This is a genomic window from Roseococcus sp. GW821-FHT12F05 (genome assembly GCF_058806835.1).
This window is the reverse complement of sequence record NZ_JBXAQB010000020.1, coordinates 20,602-34,671: the sequence shown is the minus strand read 5'-3', so window position 1 is coordinate 34,671 and position 14,070 is coordinate 20,602. Positions and strand designations below refer to the sequence as shown.

The window sequence follows — 14,070 nt, the reverse complement described above, 5'->3', positions numbered from 1 at the left end:
GGTTCTCCGGGTCACTGTTTGCGAAGAGCGAGGGCGAGGCGCAGGAAGGTCGTGCTGATCTTCCACGCGGCCTTCATCCCGGCGGCAAGGTTGCCCGAGACCTTGGACTCGCCGCCGCGGCGGCAGCGGTGGTCGACCGGAATCTCCAAGCAGCGCAGCCCGCCCGCGGCGGCGCGCATCTGCATCTCGAGGTTCCAGCCATAGGTCTCCTCGCGCATGCCCAGCGCGGCGAGGCGGTCGGCGCGCATGGCCCGCAGCGGCGACATGTCGGTGAAGCGCACGCCATAGGTGGCGCGCAGCAGAAGCCCCGCGAGACGCCCGGCCAGGAGCTGCTGCGGCGTCATGCTGCCCGGCTCGCGACGGCCGCGCAGGCGCGAGCCCATGGTGAAATCCGCGCGGCCTTCGGCGATGGGGCCGACGACGGCCGCAATGAATTCCGGCACATCGCTGCCGTCGCCGTCCATGAAGCAGATGATCTTGCCCTGCGCGGCGGCGACCCCGGCGGCGCAGGCGCGGCCATAGCCGCGCACGGGCTGGCTCACCACGCGCGCGCCGGCGGCGGCGGCCAGCTCCGCGGTGCGGTCGGTGGAGCCGTTGTCCACGACGATCACCTCGCCGACGCCCTGGGCCAGCGCCTCGCGTACCACCTCGGCGATCGGCTCCTCCTCGTTCAGGCAGGGAATGACCAGGGAGACGGCGGCCAGCGTCACGCGGCGTTGCCCGCCCGGCGTTGGGCGAGGAAGCGGCGCGTCGCCGGGGCGTCCTGCAGCGGCATCGCGGGATCGGCAAAGGCCGGGCGCTCGCCCGCCATTTCGGCCTCGAGCGTGGCATAGGAGCTGGCGTCGTCGATGTCGTACCAGGGGTCGAGGATCACCACCGGCAGGTCCATCTCCCGGGCGCGGTCCAGTGTCTTCTGGAACACGACCTCCGTGCTCCAGGGGATGTCGTCGAAGAGGTGCCGGTGCGCCTCGGAGAGGCCGATCAGCGTGTAGCCACCGTCGATGGCGGGACAGAGCACCACCCGGTCCCCGGCCGCCGTGGCCTCGACCGCCGTCTGGAGGATGGCCGGCGGCAAGGTGGGGCTGTCGGAATTCACCATGATCGCGCCTGCATGGCCCTCGGCCAGCAGGTCGGCGATACCCCTGTGGAGCCGGTCGCCGAGATCGCCCTCGCCCTGCAGCACCAGGCCGAACTCACCTGGCAGCAGGCGACGCAGCTCGGTCTCGGAGCCGGCGGGCGTATAGACCGCGTAGCCAGCGGTGGTGGCGGGATCGAGCCCGCCGATCGTGCTCGCGAGGTCCTGGATGAAGCAGGCGGAGATCGCTGCGCATTCCTCCGGCCGCAGCGGTGGCGACAGCCGGGTCTTGGATTTTCCCGGGGCCGGCGTCTTGCAGATGATCGCGACGGCGACGGTTCCCTGGCGCGAGTCCTTCCCGGGTGCCGGCTGCGTCGCGCTGTTTCGGATCGTCATGTCCATTCAGCCGACTCCCATCACCGGGCGCCTGGTCTTCGAGCGCCACGCTGTCCACAGCAACGCTCCGATGACCGCGAGGTTCATCGCGCCGTCGCGAATCCAGAAGGCAATCTGCGGGTCGCCCTGGACCTCGTCGTAGAGGAGGTAGCCGGCGAGCGTCGCTGCCCAGAGATGCGGCGAGCCGAAGAGCACCAGGAAGGGCAACAGGCAGAGGTAGTACCAGGGATAGCCCGGCGAGAGGGCATAGACCCCTGCGAAGACCAGCCACGACAGGCGCCGCAGCCGTGTTTCGGCATCTTCCTCGACGGCGAAGGCCAGGCGGAAGGCCAGGGTCAGCACCAGCGCGGCGGCGGCCAGGAGATAGGCCGTCCGCAGCCCCGGCAACGGCCCGAGCAGGGTGGTGACCAGCCAGACCGGCCAGAAGGCCTCGCCCGAGGCCAACGCCTCCTCCTGCACATAGCCGCCGACGAAGGCGAACATCCCGGTGCCGACCGAGAGATATGGGATGTAAAGCAGCACGACGGTGGCGATGGCGGCGACGGGTGCGCGCCAGTCCCAGGGCCTCCAGGCGATCGGCAAGGCGAGCGCGGCCAGCGGCTTCATCATCGCCGCCACCGCGATCACGGCGGCAGCCAGGACCAGCCGGCGCGACGCCACGGCCAGCCAGATGCCGAGCGCCATCAACGACAGCATCGCCGCGTCGATATGCGCGCTCCCGGCGATCTCCCAGACCGCCAGCGGGTGCCAGGCATAGGCGACAATCCGCGTGGCCGGCTGGCCGATGCGGCGCAGCAGGTCGAGCAGGACCAGCGCCGTCACCGCCTCGAAGGCGAAATAGGCGAGCTTCAGCGCCACCAGCCCATCGGCGATGCGGCCCACCAGGAAGAACAGGATCTCCGCGGCCGGCGGGTAGATGGTGACCGCGTAGCCGGCGCGGTTGATGAAAGGGTAGATCGCGGCGTCGCGCAGATGAGCGAGCTCGGGCGCGGCCGGGATGTAGCGGTAGGGGTTGATGCCGTCGCCCTGGACGCGGCCGTCCCAGACGTAGCGGAAGGCGTCACTCGACAGATGCGGATGTACGAAAAGCAGGGCCACCCGCAGCGCGACGGCGATGCCCAGGATGATCCAGAGCGCGCGCCGATCCCCGATTCGCGCCGCCAGGCGGATGGACCATATCACCAGCGCCCCGTGAAGCAGGCCCAATGCGCCGAAGGCGAGATCACCGACCTGGCGGTGCAGCGTCGGGCCGACGAGCACCAGCGCGAGCAGCGCCAACCCCACCAGCGCGAGATGTAGGTCCGCGCGGCGCGTCGGAGCGAGGGAAAGCCCGCTCAAACCAGCCGGATGCCGGCCGCCGGTTGGCGGGCGCGGCCCTGCGGGATCGCGTCGCTGCTCTCGACGGCCGTCGTCTTCATGGGACACTCCAGACGCTTCAATCGCCATTCGGCGAGGCGGGGCGCAAAGTTACGTTGCGGGGCGGGGTCCGCGACACCCCCCGCGCCGCGCGCCCCACCAGCTCGCCAGCAGAGCGGCAAAGACGGAAAGCTGCATGGCGGCGTCGCGGATCCAGAAATCGATGGAAGGGTCGCGCGGCCGGATGTCGTAGAGCAGGAAGGCACCGAGACTGGCCGATTTCCGCTATCGTCATTTGTTGAGCCATTCGTCTGGGGGCTGTCACTCTGGACTGGACAGCTGTCGGCAAGACGTCTCCTACGCGGCGCCTCAGGTTTTGCCCGGCATCGGGGCGAATACGAGGAGCGCTGCGGCCGCCCGTACCCCTCGTCGGTTCCGTTGCGTCACTTTGTCGTGGGGCCGACCTACGTCCGCTTCCGGGCTCAATCGCTCGAGAGCAGAAGGGCCGCTTCCGGCCATCTCACGCCGTACGCGACACTTGAGAATGCCGGGCTCGCTGTCCCGCAGCTTCGCCGCATTCGCCTCGACGCGACGCCGCAGCGCTGCGCTGCTTGCCGGCCGCCAAGCATAGGCGGAGAGAGGGTTGGCGGGCGGTTTTGCGGGCCATCGATCAGCTGCAGCGAGCGCAGGTCATCAGCCCGGGGTTCGCGCGTGCGTCGTCAATCCGATAGCCGCAGCGGAGGCAGTTGGTCCCGTCATCCTCATCGTTGAATGGATCGGCGGAGACGGCTGGCACGGGAGCGGCGTCCTTGCGAGGGCGGCCGCGCCGCCGTGGCGCGACCACCGGCTCGTCACCACCATGGGCCTCGGTTGGACCGTCCGACGGCTGCCAGGCGGGCATGACATGGACGGTTGGCTGCGCTGTCTCCTGCCGCTCCGGTGCCTCGATCGGGGTGGGCGCGGGAGCCTGCTTCACCGGGAAGCCATTGGACCACGCCGCGGCCCTGATGCTGCTGGGCCGGCGAGGCTGATCCTTTGAAGAAGATCGATCGGTCTTCAGGTGAACGACTTCGACGGCTCGGGTAGCGTGCGTGCTGCCCCGGCGTCGGATGTTCAGGACCTCCCGTTGCGGGGATGGTTCGGGCAACTCGTCGCGGAAGCGAGCGAAGACTCGATTGATGTCGTTCATGGATTTCCAAAACCAGTGAGCGCCGCCCGCGTCAGGAGCCCGGTGCTGAATAGAGCGGTTGCGTTCCTGATTGCCCCAGGGATCGCGACCCCGAACTAACTTGAGGAGGCCGGGGAAAAACACAATCGGATCAACGGATAAAGCTTGAGGGTAAAATCGGCCTACCCTCAAGGTTCAGAAAGTCTCCGCTCTCTGGAGACCGAAACTGCACCTTGTTGCGAGGCCACACCATCAAGGTCAGCGCGAAAAGCCCAGCCAAATCTGGGTCTCAGCGCGGTGCCAATTGATGAGAGACGGTTTGTTCGGGGAAAGACTGGAGCAGCGATAGGAACCGAGACGACAACGTTCTCTGGCGGCCGGGCCGGAGGGCACGCGCGCCGCGAGTTGAAGAAGCGAACGGATGCGACCGCGCCGCAAGCGGGCGACGTGTGGAACGGAGGGATCAACCGGCGCGCGCTCGGCCTCGTTACAGCGAACTGCCGCCGCAGATCAGCATCTGCTGGCCCGTGATGGCGCCGGCCTCTGGCCCGAGCAGGAAGGCGGTGAGCGCCGCGACCTCCGCGGGGCGGACGTAACGCCCGATCGGCGGCAGCTTGGGCACCACCGCGCTCCGTGCGGGGTCGCGCAGCATTGGCGTGTCTGTCGCCGCCGGCGCCACGACATTGGCGGTGATACCTCGCGGCGCGAGTTCGATCGCCCAGGACCGCACCATGGCGACCAGCGCCGCCTTGCTAGCGGCGTATTGGCTGCGCCCCGCCGAGCCCGCGGCCGTGCGGCTGCCGACCAGGACGATGCGCCCGCCATCCGGCATCCGCGGCACCAATAGGTCCGCCAACAGCGATGCTGCCTCGACATGCAGGCGCCAAAGCGTGCGTCCCGCCTCCGCGTCCAGCGAGCCTACCACGCCGCCGCGCATCAGGCCGGCAGCATGTACGAAGGCGGTGGGGCTGAGGTCGGCGACCGCGGCTGGCAGGGCGGTCGCGTCGAGCAGGTCCACGGCACGGTGCGCAAAGCGGGTGTCGGCAAGGCCAGGATCGCTGCGGCTGAGGCCGGTGACGCGCCAGCCCTCGCGCAGCAATCGAGCGGTGATGGCTGCGCCGATGCCGGAGCTGGACCCTGTGACAATCGCGTGGCCTGCGGCGGTCTCTGGCGTCATGCAGCGTCTCCCATGTGGCGGTCGCGATGCGCTTGACAGCGCGGTCGCCAGACGGATAGCAAGACATCAGAAAGCGAACAAGTGTTCGCATTCCGATCGAAACCAAGGGAGCGTGGAGATGGACGGAGCACAGGGTCGCGTCGAAAACCCGAAGAACCTTGTCCAGTCCGTCGCCAAGGCCTTCGCCGTGCTAAAGGCCTTCGGGCCCGACCGGCCCGAACTCACCCTGGCCGAGGTCGCGGCGCAGACCGGTCATGACCGCGGCACCGCCTTCCGCCTCGTCCACACGCTTGTCGACCTCGGCTACCTGCGGCCCGTCCCGGACGGGCGGCGCTTCCGGCTAACGCTGAAATGCCTCGAACTCGGCTATGCCGCGCTGTCGGCGGGCGACCTGCCGACGCATGCCCGGCCGCTGCTGCGCGAGCTGGTGCCCGACGTGGCCGACGCCGGCTCCCTCGGAGTGCTGGAGAGGGGAGAAGTCATTTACCTCGCACGCGTCGAGGCGGGGCTGGAGCGGCACGGCGTTGTGCGCCGCCCCGGCACGCGCATCGGCGCTTATGCGACCGCGCTTGGCCAGGCGATCCTGGCTTGGCTGCCGCGGGATGAGCAGGTCACACAGCTCGAGAGTGTACCCCGCGTGAAGCTGTCCGATCGCACGCTGACCGACCTCGATGCACTGCTGGCGCGGCTCGATGAGGTACGGGCGCGCGGCTACGCCGTGTCGGATGGCGAGAACGCCTATGGCCTGAGCACCGTCGCCGCGCCGGTGCTCGATGCGCGGGGTGCCCCGGTGGCCGGTGTCAGCCTGACCGTCGGCGGAGGCCGGTTGGCGCTGCCGGACTTCATCACCATGACCGCACCGCACGTCCGCGCGCTGGCCGAGGAACTCGGCACCGGGCTGCGGCTGTCGTTAGGCGCCATCGGACCCGGCGGAGCGTCGCGATGACCCGGCGGGTCCTGCGCCTGGTCGCCGACGGCATGACTGGCCCGTGCGGCCCCGTTCCGCTGCGTTGGACAGACGGCGGAGAGGTGGCGGCGAGCCATGGCCACTGCGCGGCACTCGGCATCGAGATGCGCCTTTCGAGCCTGGGCGTGCCACAGGACGACCTGCCCACCATGGCGCCGGAAGCGCATGCCATCCGCCGCCTACTCGACAACAACCCGCGCGAAATGAGCCGCGAGCAGATCCTCGCGATCTATCGCGCGGCACTTTGAGGATATGCCCATGCAAGATGCCAAAGGCGTGATCGAGCGTCCCGAGACCTTGGCCCCCGCGTCGGGCGATCCCGCGCGCCTCGAGGCCTTCATCCCGACCCCCTGCGTGCAGAACCACGCTGCCTTCCTGCTGCCGCTTGGTGGGGGCGACATGGGCTGCGTGTGGTTCGGCGGCACGCAGGAAGGTGTGCCCGATATCTCGGTGCATTTCTCGCGCCTCGCCGCGGGAGCCGATCGCTGGTCACCGGCAGTGCGGCTGTCCGACGACCCGACGCGCTCGGAGCAGAACCCTCTGCTGTTCCACGCACCCGATGGGGCGCTCTGGCTGCTTTGGACCGCGCAGGTCTCGGGCAACCAGGACACCGCCATTATCCGCCGCCGCAAATCCGTCGATGCTGGCCACAGCTGGGGGCCTATCGAGACGCTGTTCGGCGAGCAGCCTGGCTTCGGCACCTTCATCCGCAGCCCGATCGTGGTGCTGGACAACGGCGACTGGCTCTTGCCGATCTGGCGCTGCACGAAGCCGCCGACCGGCGCCTGGACGGGCGACCTCGACACCAGTTCCGTGATGATCTCCTCCGATTCCGGCGCGAGCTGGACGGAGCATGCCGTGCCGGGCAGCACGGGCTGCGTGCATATGAGCATCGTCGACCTGCGCGACGGCACGCTTGTGGCGTTCTACCGCAGCCGCTGGGCGGATTCGATCCACGTCAGCCGGTCCTCGGATGGTGGCCGGACCTGGTCCGCACCGGTGCCGACGGAACTTCCCAACAACAATTCCTCGGTGATGGCGACGCGGCTTTCGGATGGCCGGCTCGCCATGGTCTACAACCATTCCAGCGCGGCGGACGCGACCGGGCGGCGCGTGTCGCTTTACGACGATATCGGCGGCGAGGATCTGGCAGTTGCGGCGCCGCCCGCGACCGGCCGCAGTGCCTTTTGGGGCGCGCCCCGCGCGCCGATGACGCTGGCGATCTCCGCCGACCAGGGGCGCAGCTGGCCCAGCCGGCGCAACCTCGAGACCGGCGACGGTTATTGCATGACCAACAATTCGAAGGACCAGCTCAACCGGGAATTCTCCTATCCGTCGCTGTGCCAGACGTCAGACGGGGCGCTGCACATCGCCTACACCTACTGGCGGCAGGCCATAAAATATGTCCGCGTGGCGCCCGACTGGGCCTCGGGAGACGCCGCATGACCGCGCTGCATCCGCGCGGCGTGTTCAGCGCCGCCCTCACGCCCGTGACCGAGGCGCTCGCCCCCGACCATTCGCTGTTCGCCGCGCATTGCCGGCGGCTGTTGGAGGAGGGCTGCGACGGTATCGCGCTGCTCGGCACGACGGGGGAGGCCAATTCCTTCTCTTCCGACGAACGCCGCGAACTGCTGGAAGCGGTGGTGGCCGCAGGCATCGAGCCCGATCGCCTTTTGCCCGGCACAGGTGTTGCCGCGCTGACCGAGACGGTGGCGCTGACGCGCCATGCGCTTTCACTCGGCGTGACCACGGTCGTGATGCTGCCGCCCTTCTACTACAAGGGCGTCACGGAGGATGGCCTGTTCGCCGCCTATGCCGAGGTGGTGGAGCGCGTCGCGGATCCGCGCCTGCGCATCGTGCTGTACCACATCCCGCAGATGTCGGCGGTGCCGATCCCCTTTCCCGTCATCGCGCGATTGCGTGACTCATATTCAGGCACCTTCTCCGGCATCAAGGATTCCGCCGGCGACCTCGCGCACATGGAAGCGCTGGTCGAGGCCTTTCCCGGTCTGGCGGTGTTGGCGGGCGCCGATCCGCTGATGCTGCCGCTGCTGCGTAAGGGCGGCGCGGGCTGCATCACCGCCACGTCGAATTTGGTCGCCGCCGACCTGGCCTTCGTGTTCCGCCACGTCGCGGATCCCGCTCGCTTGGCGGAGGTCGAGGCAGCGCAGGCGCGCATCGTGGCCATGCGCAACCGTGCCTCACGCTTCGCGCAGATGGCGTCGCTGAAGGCGCTGCTGGCGCAGCGCACTGGGGAGGACGGCTGGCAGCGGTTGCGCCCGCCGCTGCTGCCGCTCTCCGCTACGGAGCGGAGCGCACTGCTGGACGACTGAGACCATCAACGGGCCGCGCAACGCCGCGTGCCCATTCGGAGGGAGCACACCATGAATCGACGGCATGTTCTTGCCACTGCCACGACAGGCGGCCTCGCACTGCTGGCGGCGCCCGCCGTATATGCGCAGGAAGCCTGGCCGCGGGGCCGGCCGATCCGCGTGATTTGCCCCTGGCCGCCGGGGGCGGCGAACGACGCGCTGGCGCGCCTGCTGGCGCAGCGTCTGCTGGAGAAACTGGGCGCGACCGCGGTGGTCGAGAACCGCACCGGCGGCGCCGGCCTGGTCGGGACCACGGCCGTGCTACAGGCGCCGCCAGACGGCTTCACGCTTCTCGCCTCAGCCTTCAACACTGCGGTGATGCCGCTGGTGCTCCGCGGTGCGGCGTTCGATCCGCAGCGCGATCTCGAGGTGATGGCGCGTACGGCGCAGGCGCCGCTGGTTTTGGTGATGAGCGGCCATCGCCCACAGCGCACGCTCGCCGAGGTGATCGCCGCGGCGAAGGAGAAGCCCCGCGAATGGAACTTCGCGCTCTCCTCGCTCGGCTCGGCGGGTCATCTGGCGACCATCGAATTCATACGCCGCACCGGCGTCGAGATTAACATGGTGACCTATCGCGGCACGCAGCCGGCGCTGACCGACCTGATGGGCGGCAATGCGCAGCTGCTCATCGACCCAAGTTTCGCATTGCTGCCGGCCACCAGCGATGACCGGGTCCGTGCGCTCGGCATCGCGACGGCGGAGCGTTCAAGCCTGGCGCCGAATGTGCCGACGATGGCTGAGGCAGGCCTGCCCGGCTTCCAATTCCAATCCTGGTACGGCGTCTGGGCACCGAAGGGTACGCCTGCCGAGATCAACCAGCGCGTGAACGCCCTGATGCAGGAGACGATGCGCGAGGCGGCCATCGTCGATCGGCTGAAAAGCCAGATCCTCGAACCGGTGACGGAAAGCATCGAGGAGACGCGGCGCTTCATCGCGGCGGAGATCGCCCGCGCCACCGAGCTGCTGCGCAGCGTCAACTATCAGCCAGAGTGAGGAAGGCATGCTGAAAAGACGGGCGCTGGGGATCGGCGCCTGCACGATCGCGCTCGGCGCCCCGCACGTCGGGCGCGCGCAAGTGGCCTGGCCACTCGGCCGGCCGATCCGCTTGATCTGCCCCACCCCGCCGGGCGCGGCGAACGACATGCTGGCGCGCGTACTGGCGCAACGGCTGCAGGACCGGCTGGGGGCCGTCGCCGTTGTCGAAAATCGGCCGGGCGGGTCGGCCCTGCTGGGCACCAACATTGTGCTCCAGGCGCCGCCGGACGGCTTCACGCTGCTGGCCTCGACCTTCAATACCGCCGTCATGCCGCTGGTGCTCAAGGGCGCGAATTTCGATCCCCAGACGGACCTCACGGTGATGGGGCGAACGGCGCAGGCGCCGCTTGTCATGGTGATCAGCGGCTCGCGGCCCGAGCGGACGGTCCAGGAGGTGGTCGCGGCGGCCAGGGCGCGGCCGCGGGATTGGAGCATAGCCATCTCGGCGCTGGGATCGGCCGGCCATCTGGCGACGATCGACTTTATGCGGCGGACCGGCGTCGATCTCAACGTCGTGACTTATCGCGGCACCCAGCCGGCGCTGACCGACCTGATGGGCGGCAGCGTGCAGCTTCTGATCGATCCGAGTTTCGCCCTGCTCGCCAGCCGAGCCGATGGGCGTATCCGGGCATTGGGCATCGCGGCTGCGCAGCGCTCCCCGCTGGCCGCCGATGTGCCCACCATGGCGGAAGCGGGTCTCCCAGGCTTCGAGTTCCAGGCGTGGTACGGCGTGTGGGGGCCGAAGGGCACGCCGCCCGACATTTCCCAACGCGTGAACGCCCTTGTGCAGGAGACGATGAAGGATTCGGAGATCACCCAACGGCTCGCCACGCAGGTGATCGAACCGGTCGTCGAGAGTATCGACGACAGCCGCCGCTTCATCGCCGCCGAAATCCAGCGGGCCGGGGAGTTGCTGCGCAGCGTCAACTACCAACCCGAATAGGGACAGGGCGGATGATGATCGCGGATTCTCAGGTGCATGTTTGGGCGGGAGAGCCGGTCGACCATCCCTGGCCGCAACCGCCGCCAGCCGTGGTCCAGCGCACCCAGCCACTCTCGCCGGAGGCCCTGCTGGCCGAGATGGACAGTGCCGGCGTGCATCGCGCCGTGTTGGTGCCACCGTCTTGGGAAGGGTACCGCAATGCGCTGTGCCTCGCTGCGGCCCAGCGGCATCCCGACCGCTTCGCCGTCATGGGCCGACTGCCCCTGGACGCGCCGGACAGCCGGGACCGCTTCAGCGAGTGGAGGTTCATTCCCGGGATGCTGGGAGCGCGGCTCAACTTCCGTCGTGCTGCTGTCCGTCAGCTTCGCGACGGCACCGTCGACTGGATCTTCCGGCAGGCCGAGGCCGACGGCCTGCCCCTGATGCTGTTCGTCAACGAGGATTTCGAGGCGGTCGGCCTGGTTGCCGAGCGCCATCCCGGCCTTCGGCTCGTGCTGGACCACATGGGCGCGCATGTCGAGCACCGCGGCGCAGCGGCCTTCGAGCATCTGGGCGATCTGCTGCGCCTCGCCCGGTTAGGCAATGTGGCGGTCAAGGCTTCCGCGCTGCCCTGTGCGGCGGAGGATGAGTATCCGTATCGAAGCGTCGAGCCGTTCCTGAGGGCTGCGTTCGATGCCTTCGGGCCAGAGCGACTGTTCTGGGGGTCCGACCTGACGCGCCTGCCCTGCGACTATCGCGATGCGGTCACGATGTTCACCGAGCACCTGCTCTGGCTCGGCGGCGCTGATAGGGCGGCGGTGATGGGCGCATCGCTCTGCCGATGGCTGAACTGGAATGCGTGAGGGTGTGATGTCCGACACGGAAACGCGTGGGCATAGCGTCTGCGTCACAGGCGGAGCCCGTGGGCTGGGTGCGGCGATCGTCCTCGGCTTCGCCCGCCAGGGCGCCCACGTGCATGTCTGCGACATTCTGCAGCGGGAGGGCGAGGATCTCGTCGGGACGCTGCGGGCGGATGGCCTGCGCGCCACCTTCCATCGGCTGGACGTGACGCAGGAGAACGACTGGAAGGCGCTGGCCGACAGTCTTGCGAACCAGGCGGGTAGCCTCGACGTGCTGGTGAACAATGCCGGGCTCATCGTCCGGAAGTCGCTTGCCGGCACGACGCGGGCGGAGTGGGATCTCGCCCTTGCGGTGAACGTGACCGGCGCCTTCCTCGGAATGAAGTACTGCCGCGGGCTTCTTGCTCGCGCGGCGCCCTCGGCGATCGTGAACATCTCCTCGACCGCCGGTCTCATCGCTCATGGGGATCCATCCTACACGACGAGCAAATGGGCGTTGCGCGGCCTGACGAAATCGGCGGCGCTGGAGTTCGCTTCGGAGGGGATCCGGGTCAATTCCCTCCATCCGGCCACGATCGCCACGCCGCTGACTGATGCCGCCCCGGCCGGGCACCTCGAGGCCAACCGATACGCGATCCCGCTGGGTCGCGAGGCGACGGCCGAGGAGATCGCCGCCATCGTGCTATTTCTGGCGTCAGAGGCTGCGTCGTTCATGACGGGAAGCGAGGTCGCCGCGGATGGCGGGCTGACAACCGGCGGTGTGGCCCATATGCGGTCGCAATACCAAAAAAAGCTCGCCGAACGCGGAGAAGGTTAGGCGGCGAGATCGGCGCGGATGAATCTTCCCGTCGCCTTGTAGGTGCCGGAATAGACGCCAAAGGCGGCGACACGGTCGCCATCCTCCAGGAAGGTGTGGACCTCGGCGCGATAGCCGATCCACTCGCTGCCGAGCCGGTTGAAGACGCCGGCGATGATCGCCTCCGCACCCACATAGGTGCCGGCGTAGGGAAAGCCCTCCGCCTCGGTCCACTCGGCATCCGGGGCGAGAGTGGCCAGCAGGTTGCGGCTGTTCTCCTCCGACGATCCCTTGTAGGTGGCGCGGACGAGGTCGAGATTCACGCCCATCACCCCCACCGCATCTCGCCGGTGGCCACCTTGGCGCCGATGTCCAGCGCCACCTCCATGCCGAGGCCGGGGAAGCGGGCCTTCATGGCGGTGATCAGGGGGGCCGAAGCGGTCGGCGACCGGGCGAGCTCCTCCTCGAAGGCGAGCAGATAGGCCTTGGTGTGCGCCACGCCCGAGAGGTCGGTCGCGGCATTCGGAACCATGTGGCCGGGCACGACGACGGCGGGACGGCGGGCGGCGATCCGGTCGAGGGTCGCGACCCAGGCTGCGCGCTGCTCGCGGGTTTGCGTGTCGGCTGTCCAGACATGGACGCCCGAGAAGATCAGCACGCCGCCGAACACCGCTTGGAGCGATGGCACCCAGAGATAGCGGCGGTTAGCGAGGCCTTCGGCATTCACGATCTCGATCGTCTGGCCGTCGACTGTGAGCGTCTTGCCCTGGAAGGCCTCGGGGATGACCACATCCGCGAGCGTCTGCGGGCCGTTGTCACGGAGTTGCGGCCCCCAGGTGGTGAGCTTCTTCTCCACGCTGTCGCGGATGGCAGCGACGGTCTCAGGCGCCGCGATGATCCGAGCCTCCGGGAAGGCCTCCTTGATGGGGCGCAGGCTGAAGTAATAGTCCGGGTCGCTCTGGCTCACGTAAACGGTCGTGAGCCGCCTGCCGGTGGACCGGATCGCCTCGACGATCGCGCGGCCGTCCGACAGCGTGAAGCCGCCGTCGATCAGCAGGGCCTCGGTCGCGCCGGAGACCAGCACGGGAGCCCGGAAGAATCCCGTCGGTCCGGCCGGGAAATGGCGCCAGCTCAGGTCGGCGGCAGCGGCCGTGCCCATCCCGGCGGGAGCCATGGCTGCGGCGGCGGCCGCGAGCGTCGTCTTCATGATGTCTCTCTTTGTGAGCACCGGGCGTCTCCTGGGTGGAGGGTGGAAGCGGGTCAGGAAGGCCGGCCCACGGCCATTCAGGTCATGGGCCGGAAACGGGTCAGGCGGCGCGCAGGCCGGCGATCAGGTCATCGGCGTCGGCGAAGAGCGCGTTCGCAGGCAAGAGCCGCTGCTTCCCGCCATCGCCGACGAGGAGCGCCGGGACGCCGTTGACGCCGAAGCGGCGCATCGTCTCGCGCCCGTCCTCGATGCGGCAGCGATAGACCTCGAGCAGGGCTGCGTCAGGCGCACGAAAGCGCTGGGCGGCCTCGCCCAAGCCCAGGCCGCCCAGCACCTCGGCCAGGACACCCAGATCGGTCGTGTCACGGCCGTCGACATAGCGGGCGAGTTGGATCGCCTTCAAAGCCTCCAGCTCACGCGGCGGCGACGTGATGGCGACGGCAGCCAGCGCCAGGCTGGCCGGTCCGGAATCGAACAGGCGCGTATGGTCCGCCAGAACCTGGCTGCGGTAGTCCTCGCTGAAGACCTGGCCGGTGAGGCGCGAGATCCGCTGATCGTTGGACCAGGCATAGGCGGCGAAATTCGCGTCCATCGGCCGGACGCCTTCCCCGGCGAACAGGCCGACGGTGACGAGCTCCGGGTCGAAGCTTCCATCAGCGGCGATCTTCTCCAGCACAGGCGAGGCGCCGTAGCACCAGCCGCAGAGCGGATCGAAGAGATAGGTGATGTGCATGGGGTC

16 protein-coding genes are annotated in these 14,070 nt (G+C 68.8%); 8 read left to right on the top strand and 8 right to left on the bottom strand.

The window, feature by feature from the left end:
* Nucleotides 1-11: 11 nt before the first annotated feature.
* The 5 genes from AC1ROY_RS30885 to AC1ROY_RS30865 form a co-directional block, all read right to left on the bottom strand.
* A complete protein-coding gene (locus AC1ROY_RS30885; RefSeq protein WP_493152787.1) occupies nt 12-710 on the bottom strand; it encodes a glycosyltransferase family 2 protein in 699 nt (232 codons plus the stop codon).
* The gene (locus AC1ROY_RS30880; RefSeq protein WP_493152786.1) at nt 707-1,477 is read right to left on the bottom strand and encodes a TIGR04282 family arsenosugar biosynthesis glycosyltransferase; all 771 of its coding nucleotides are present in this window, start codon (nt 1,475-1,477) and stop codon (nt 707-709) included. The genes AC1ROY_RS30885 and AC1ROY_RS30880 overlap by 4 nt, the downstream gene beginning before the upstream one ends.
* A complete protein-coding gene (locus AC1ROY_RS30875) occupies nt 1,478-2,809 on the bottom strand; it encodes an MptA/MptB family glycosyltransferase (RefSeq protein WP_493152785.1) in 1,332 nt (443 codons plus the stop codon).
* Between the two features lie 688 nt (nt 2,810-3,497).
* Nucleotides 3,498-4,016, bottom strand: coding sequence for a hypothetical protein (locus AC1ROY_RS30870; RefSeq protein ID WP_493152784.1), 519 nt, complete (start codon nt 4,014-4,016; stop codon nt 3,498-3,500).
* A gap of 466 nt (nt 4,017-4,482) precedes the next feature.
* Nucleotides 4,483-5,172, bottom strand: a complete 690-nt coding sequence (locus tag AC1ROY_RS30865; protein ID WP_493152783.1) for an SDR family NAD(P)-dependent oxidoreductase — start codon at nt 5,170-5,172, stop codon at nt 4,483-4,485.
* 118 nt (nt 5,173-5,290) lie between these two features.
* On the opposite strand from AC1ROY_RS30865, the gene AC1ROY_RS30860 reads away from it, so the two are divergent.
* Genes AC1ROY_RS30860 through AC1ROY_RS30825 form a run of 8 tightly spaced genes read left to right on the top strand, consistent with a single transcriptional unit; the run spans nt 5,291 to nt 12,145 of the window.
* Complete coding sequence (locus AC1ROY_RS30860) at nt 5,291-6,118, top strand: IclR family transcriptional regulator (RefSeq protein ID WP_493152782.1); 828 nt, start codon at nt 5,291-5,293, stop codon at nt 6,116-6,118.
* Entirely contained in the window at nt 6,115-6,387 is a 273-nt protein-coding gene (locus tag AC1ROY_RS30855; RefSeq protein ID WP_493152781.1) for a hypothetical protein, read from the top strand. Before AC1ROY_RS30860 ends, AC1ROY_RS30855 begins: the two co-directional genes overlap by 4 nt.
* Nucleotides 6,388-6,397: 10 nt before the next feature.
* A complete protein-coding gene (locus tag AC1ROY_RS30850; RefSeq protein ID WP_493152780.1) occupies nt 6,398-7,585 on the top strand; it encodes a sialidase family protein in 1,188 nt (395 codons plus the stop codon).
* A complete protein-coding gene (locus AC1ROY_RS30845) occupies nt 7,582-8,472 on the top strand; it encodes a dihydrodipicolinate synthase family protein (protein ID WP_493152779.1) in 891 nt (296 codons plus the stop codon). The genes AC1ROY_RS30850 and AC1ROY_RS30845 overlap by 4 nt, the downstream gene beginning before the upstream one ends.
* 51 nt (nt 8,473-8,523) lie before the next feature.
* The gene (locus tag AC1ROY_RS30840; protein ID WP_493152778.1) at nt 8,524-9,504 is read left to right on the top strand and encodes a Bug family tripartite tricarboxylate transporter substrate binding protein; all 981 of its coding nucleotides are present in this window, start codon (nt 8,524-8,526) and stop codon (nt 9,502-9,504) included.
* Between the two features lie 7 nt (nt 9,505-9,511).
* Nucleotides 9,512-10,489 (top strand): Bug family tripartite tricarboxylate transporter substrate binding protein, encoded by a 978-nt coding sequence (locus tag AC1ROY_RS30835; RefSeq protein ID WP_493152777.1) that lies wholly within the window; start codon nt 9,512-9,514, stop codon nt 10,487-10,489.
* Nucleotides 10,490-10,500: 11 nt separating this feature from the next.
* Nucleotides 10,501-11,331 (top strand): amidohydrolase family protein, encoded by an 831-nt coding sequence (locus AC1ROY_RS30830; protein WP_493152776.1) that lies wholly within the window; start codon nt 10,501-10,503, stop codon nt 11,329-11,331.
* A gap of 7 nt (nt 11,332-11,338) precedes the next feature.
* Nucleotides 11,339-12,145 (top strand): SDR family NAD(P)-dependent oxidoreductase, encoded by an 807-nt coding sequence (locus tag AC1ROY_RS30825; RefSeq protein ID WP_493152775.1) that lies wholly within the window; start codon nt 11,339-11,341, stop codon nt 12,143-12,145.
* Here AC1ROY_RS30825 and AC1ROY_RS30820 read toward each other — a convergent pair.
* The 3 genes from AC1ROY_RS30820 to AC1ROY_RS30810 all read right to left on the bottom strand — a co-directional run bounded on the left by AC1ROY_RS30820 (nt 12,142) and on the right by AC1ROY_RS30810 (nt 14,064).
* The gene (locus tag AC1ROY_RS30820; protein WP_493152774.1) at nt 12,142-12,453 is read right to left on the bottom strand and encodes a nuclear transport factor 2 family protein; all 312 of its coding nucleotides are present in this window, start codon (nt 12,451-12,453) and stop codon (nt 12,142-12,144) included. The two genes, AC1ROY_RS30825 and AC1ROY_RS30820, sit on opposite strands and share 4 nt — an antisense overlap.
* The gene (locus AC1ROY_RS30815) at nt 12,453-13,331 is read right to left on the bottom strand and encodes an MBL fold metallo-hydrolase (RefSeq protein WP_493152773.1); all 879 of its coding nucleotides are present in this window, start codon (nt 13,329-13,331) and stop codon (nt 12,453-12,455) included. Before AC1ROY_RS30815 ends, AC1ROY_RS30820 begins: the two co-directional genes overlap by 1 nt.
* Before the next feature lie 100 nt (nt 13,332-13,431).
* Nucleotides 13,432-14,064 carry a DsbA family protein gene (locus AC1ROY_RS30810; RefSeq protein WP_493152772.1) on the bottom strand — a complete coding sequence of 211 codons (633 nt, stop codon included), beginning with the start codon at nt 14,062-14,064 and terminating at the stop codon, nt 13,432-13,434.
* Nucleotides 14,065-14,070 lie beyond the last annotated feature (6 nt).

Excerpts from the sequence above, each read along its gene's own strand:
- AC1ROY_RS30880 (WP_493152786.1), bottom strand. The coding sequence starts at position 1,477 with ATGGACATGACGATCCGAAACAGCGCGACGCAGCCGGCACCCGGGAAG.
- AC1ROY_RS30870 (WP_493152784.1), bottom strand. The coding sequence starts at position 4,016 with ATGAACGACATCAATCGAGTCTTCGCTCGCTTCCGCGACGAGTTGCCC.
- AC1ROY_RS30865 (WP_493152783.1), bottom strand. The coding sequence starts at position 5,172 with ATGACGCCAGAGACCGCCGCAGGCCACGCGATTGTCACAGGGTCCAGC.
- AC1ROY_RS30860 (WP_493152782.1), top strand. The coding sequence starts at position 5,291 with ATGGACGGAGCACAGGGTCGCGTCGAAAACCCGAAGAACCTTGTCCAG.
- AC1ROY_RS30855 (WP_493152781.1), top strand. The coding sequence starts at position 6,115 with ATGACCCGGCGGGTCCTGCGCCTGGTCGCCGACGGCATGACTGGCCCG.
- AC1ROY_RS30850 (WP_493152780.1), top strand. The coding sequence starts at position 6,398 with ATGCAAGATGCCAAAGGCGTGATCGAGCGTCCCGAGACCTTGGCCCCC.
- AC1ROY_RS30845 (WP_493152779.1), top strand. The coding sequence starts at position 7,582 with ATGACCGCGCTGCATCCGCGCGGCGTGTTCAGCGCCGCCCTCACGCCC.
- AC1ROY_RS30840 (WP_493152778.1), top strand. The coding sequence starts at position 8,524 with ATGAATCGACGGCATGTTCTTGCCACTGCCACGACAGGCGGCCTCGCA.
- AC1ROY_RS30835 (WP_493152777.1), top strand. The coding sequence starts at position 9,512 with ATGCTGAAAAGACGGGCGCTGGGGATCGGCGCCTGCACGATCGCGCTC.
- AC1ROY_RS30830 (WP_493152776.1), top strand. The coding sequence starts at position 10,501 with ATGATGATCGCGGATTCTCAGGTGCATGTTTGGGCGGGAGAGCCGGTC.
- AC1ROY_RS30825 (WP_493152775.1), top strand. The coding sequence starts at position 11,339 with ATGTCCGACACGGAAACGCGTGGGCATAGCGTCTGCGTCACAGGCGGA.
- AC1ROY_RS30820 (WP_493152774.1), bottom strand. The coding sequence starts at position 12,453 with ATGGGCGTGAATCTCGACCTCGTCCGCGCCACCTACAAGGGATCGTCG.
- AC1ROY_RS30815 (WP_493152773.1), bottom strand. The coding sequence starts at position 13,331 with ATGAAGACGACGCTCGCGGCCGCCGCCGCAGCCATGGCTCCCGCCGGG.
- AC1ROY_RS30810 (WP_493152772.1), bottom strand. The coding sequence starts at position 14,064 with ATGCACATCACCTATCTCTTCGATCCGCTCTGCGGCTGGTGCTACGGC.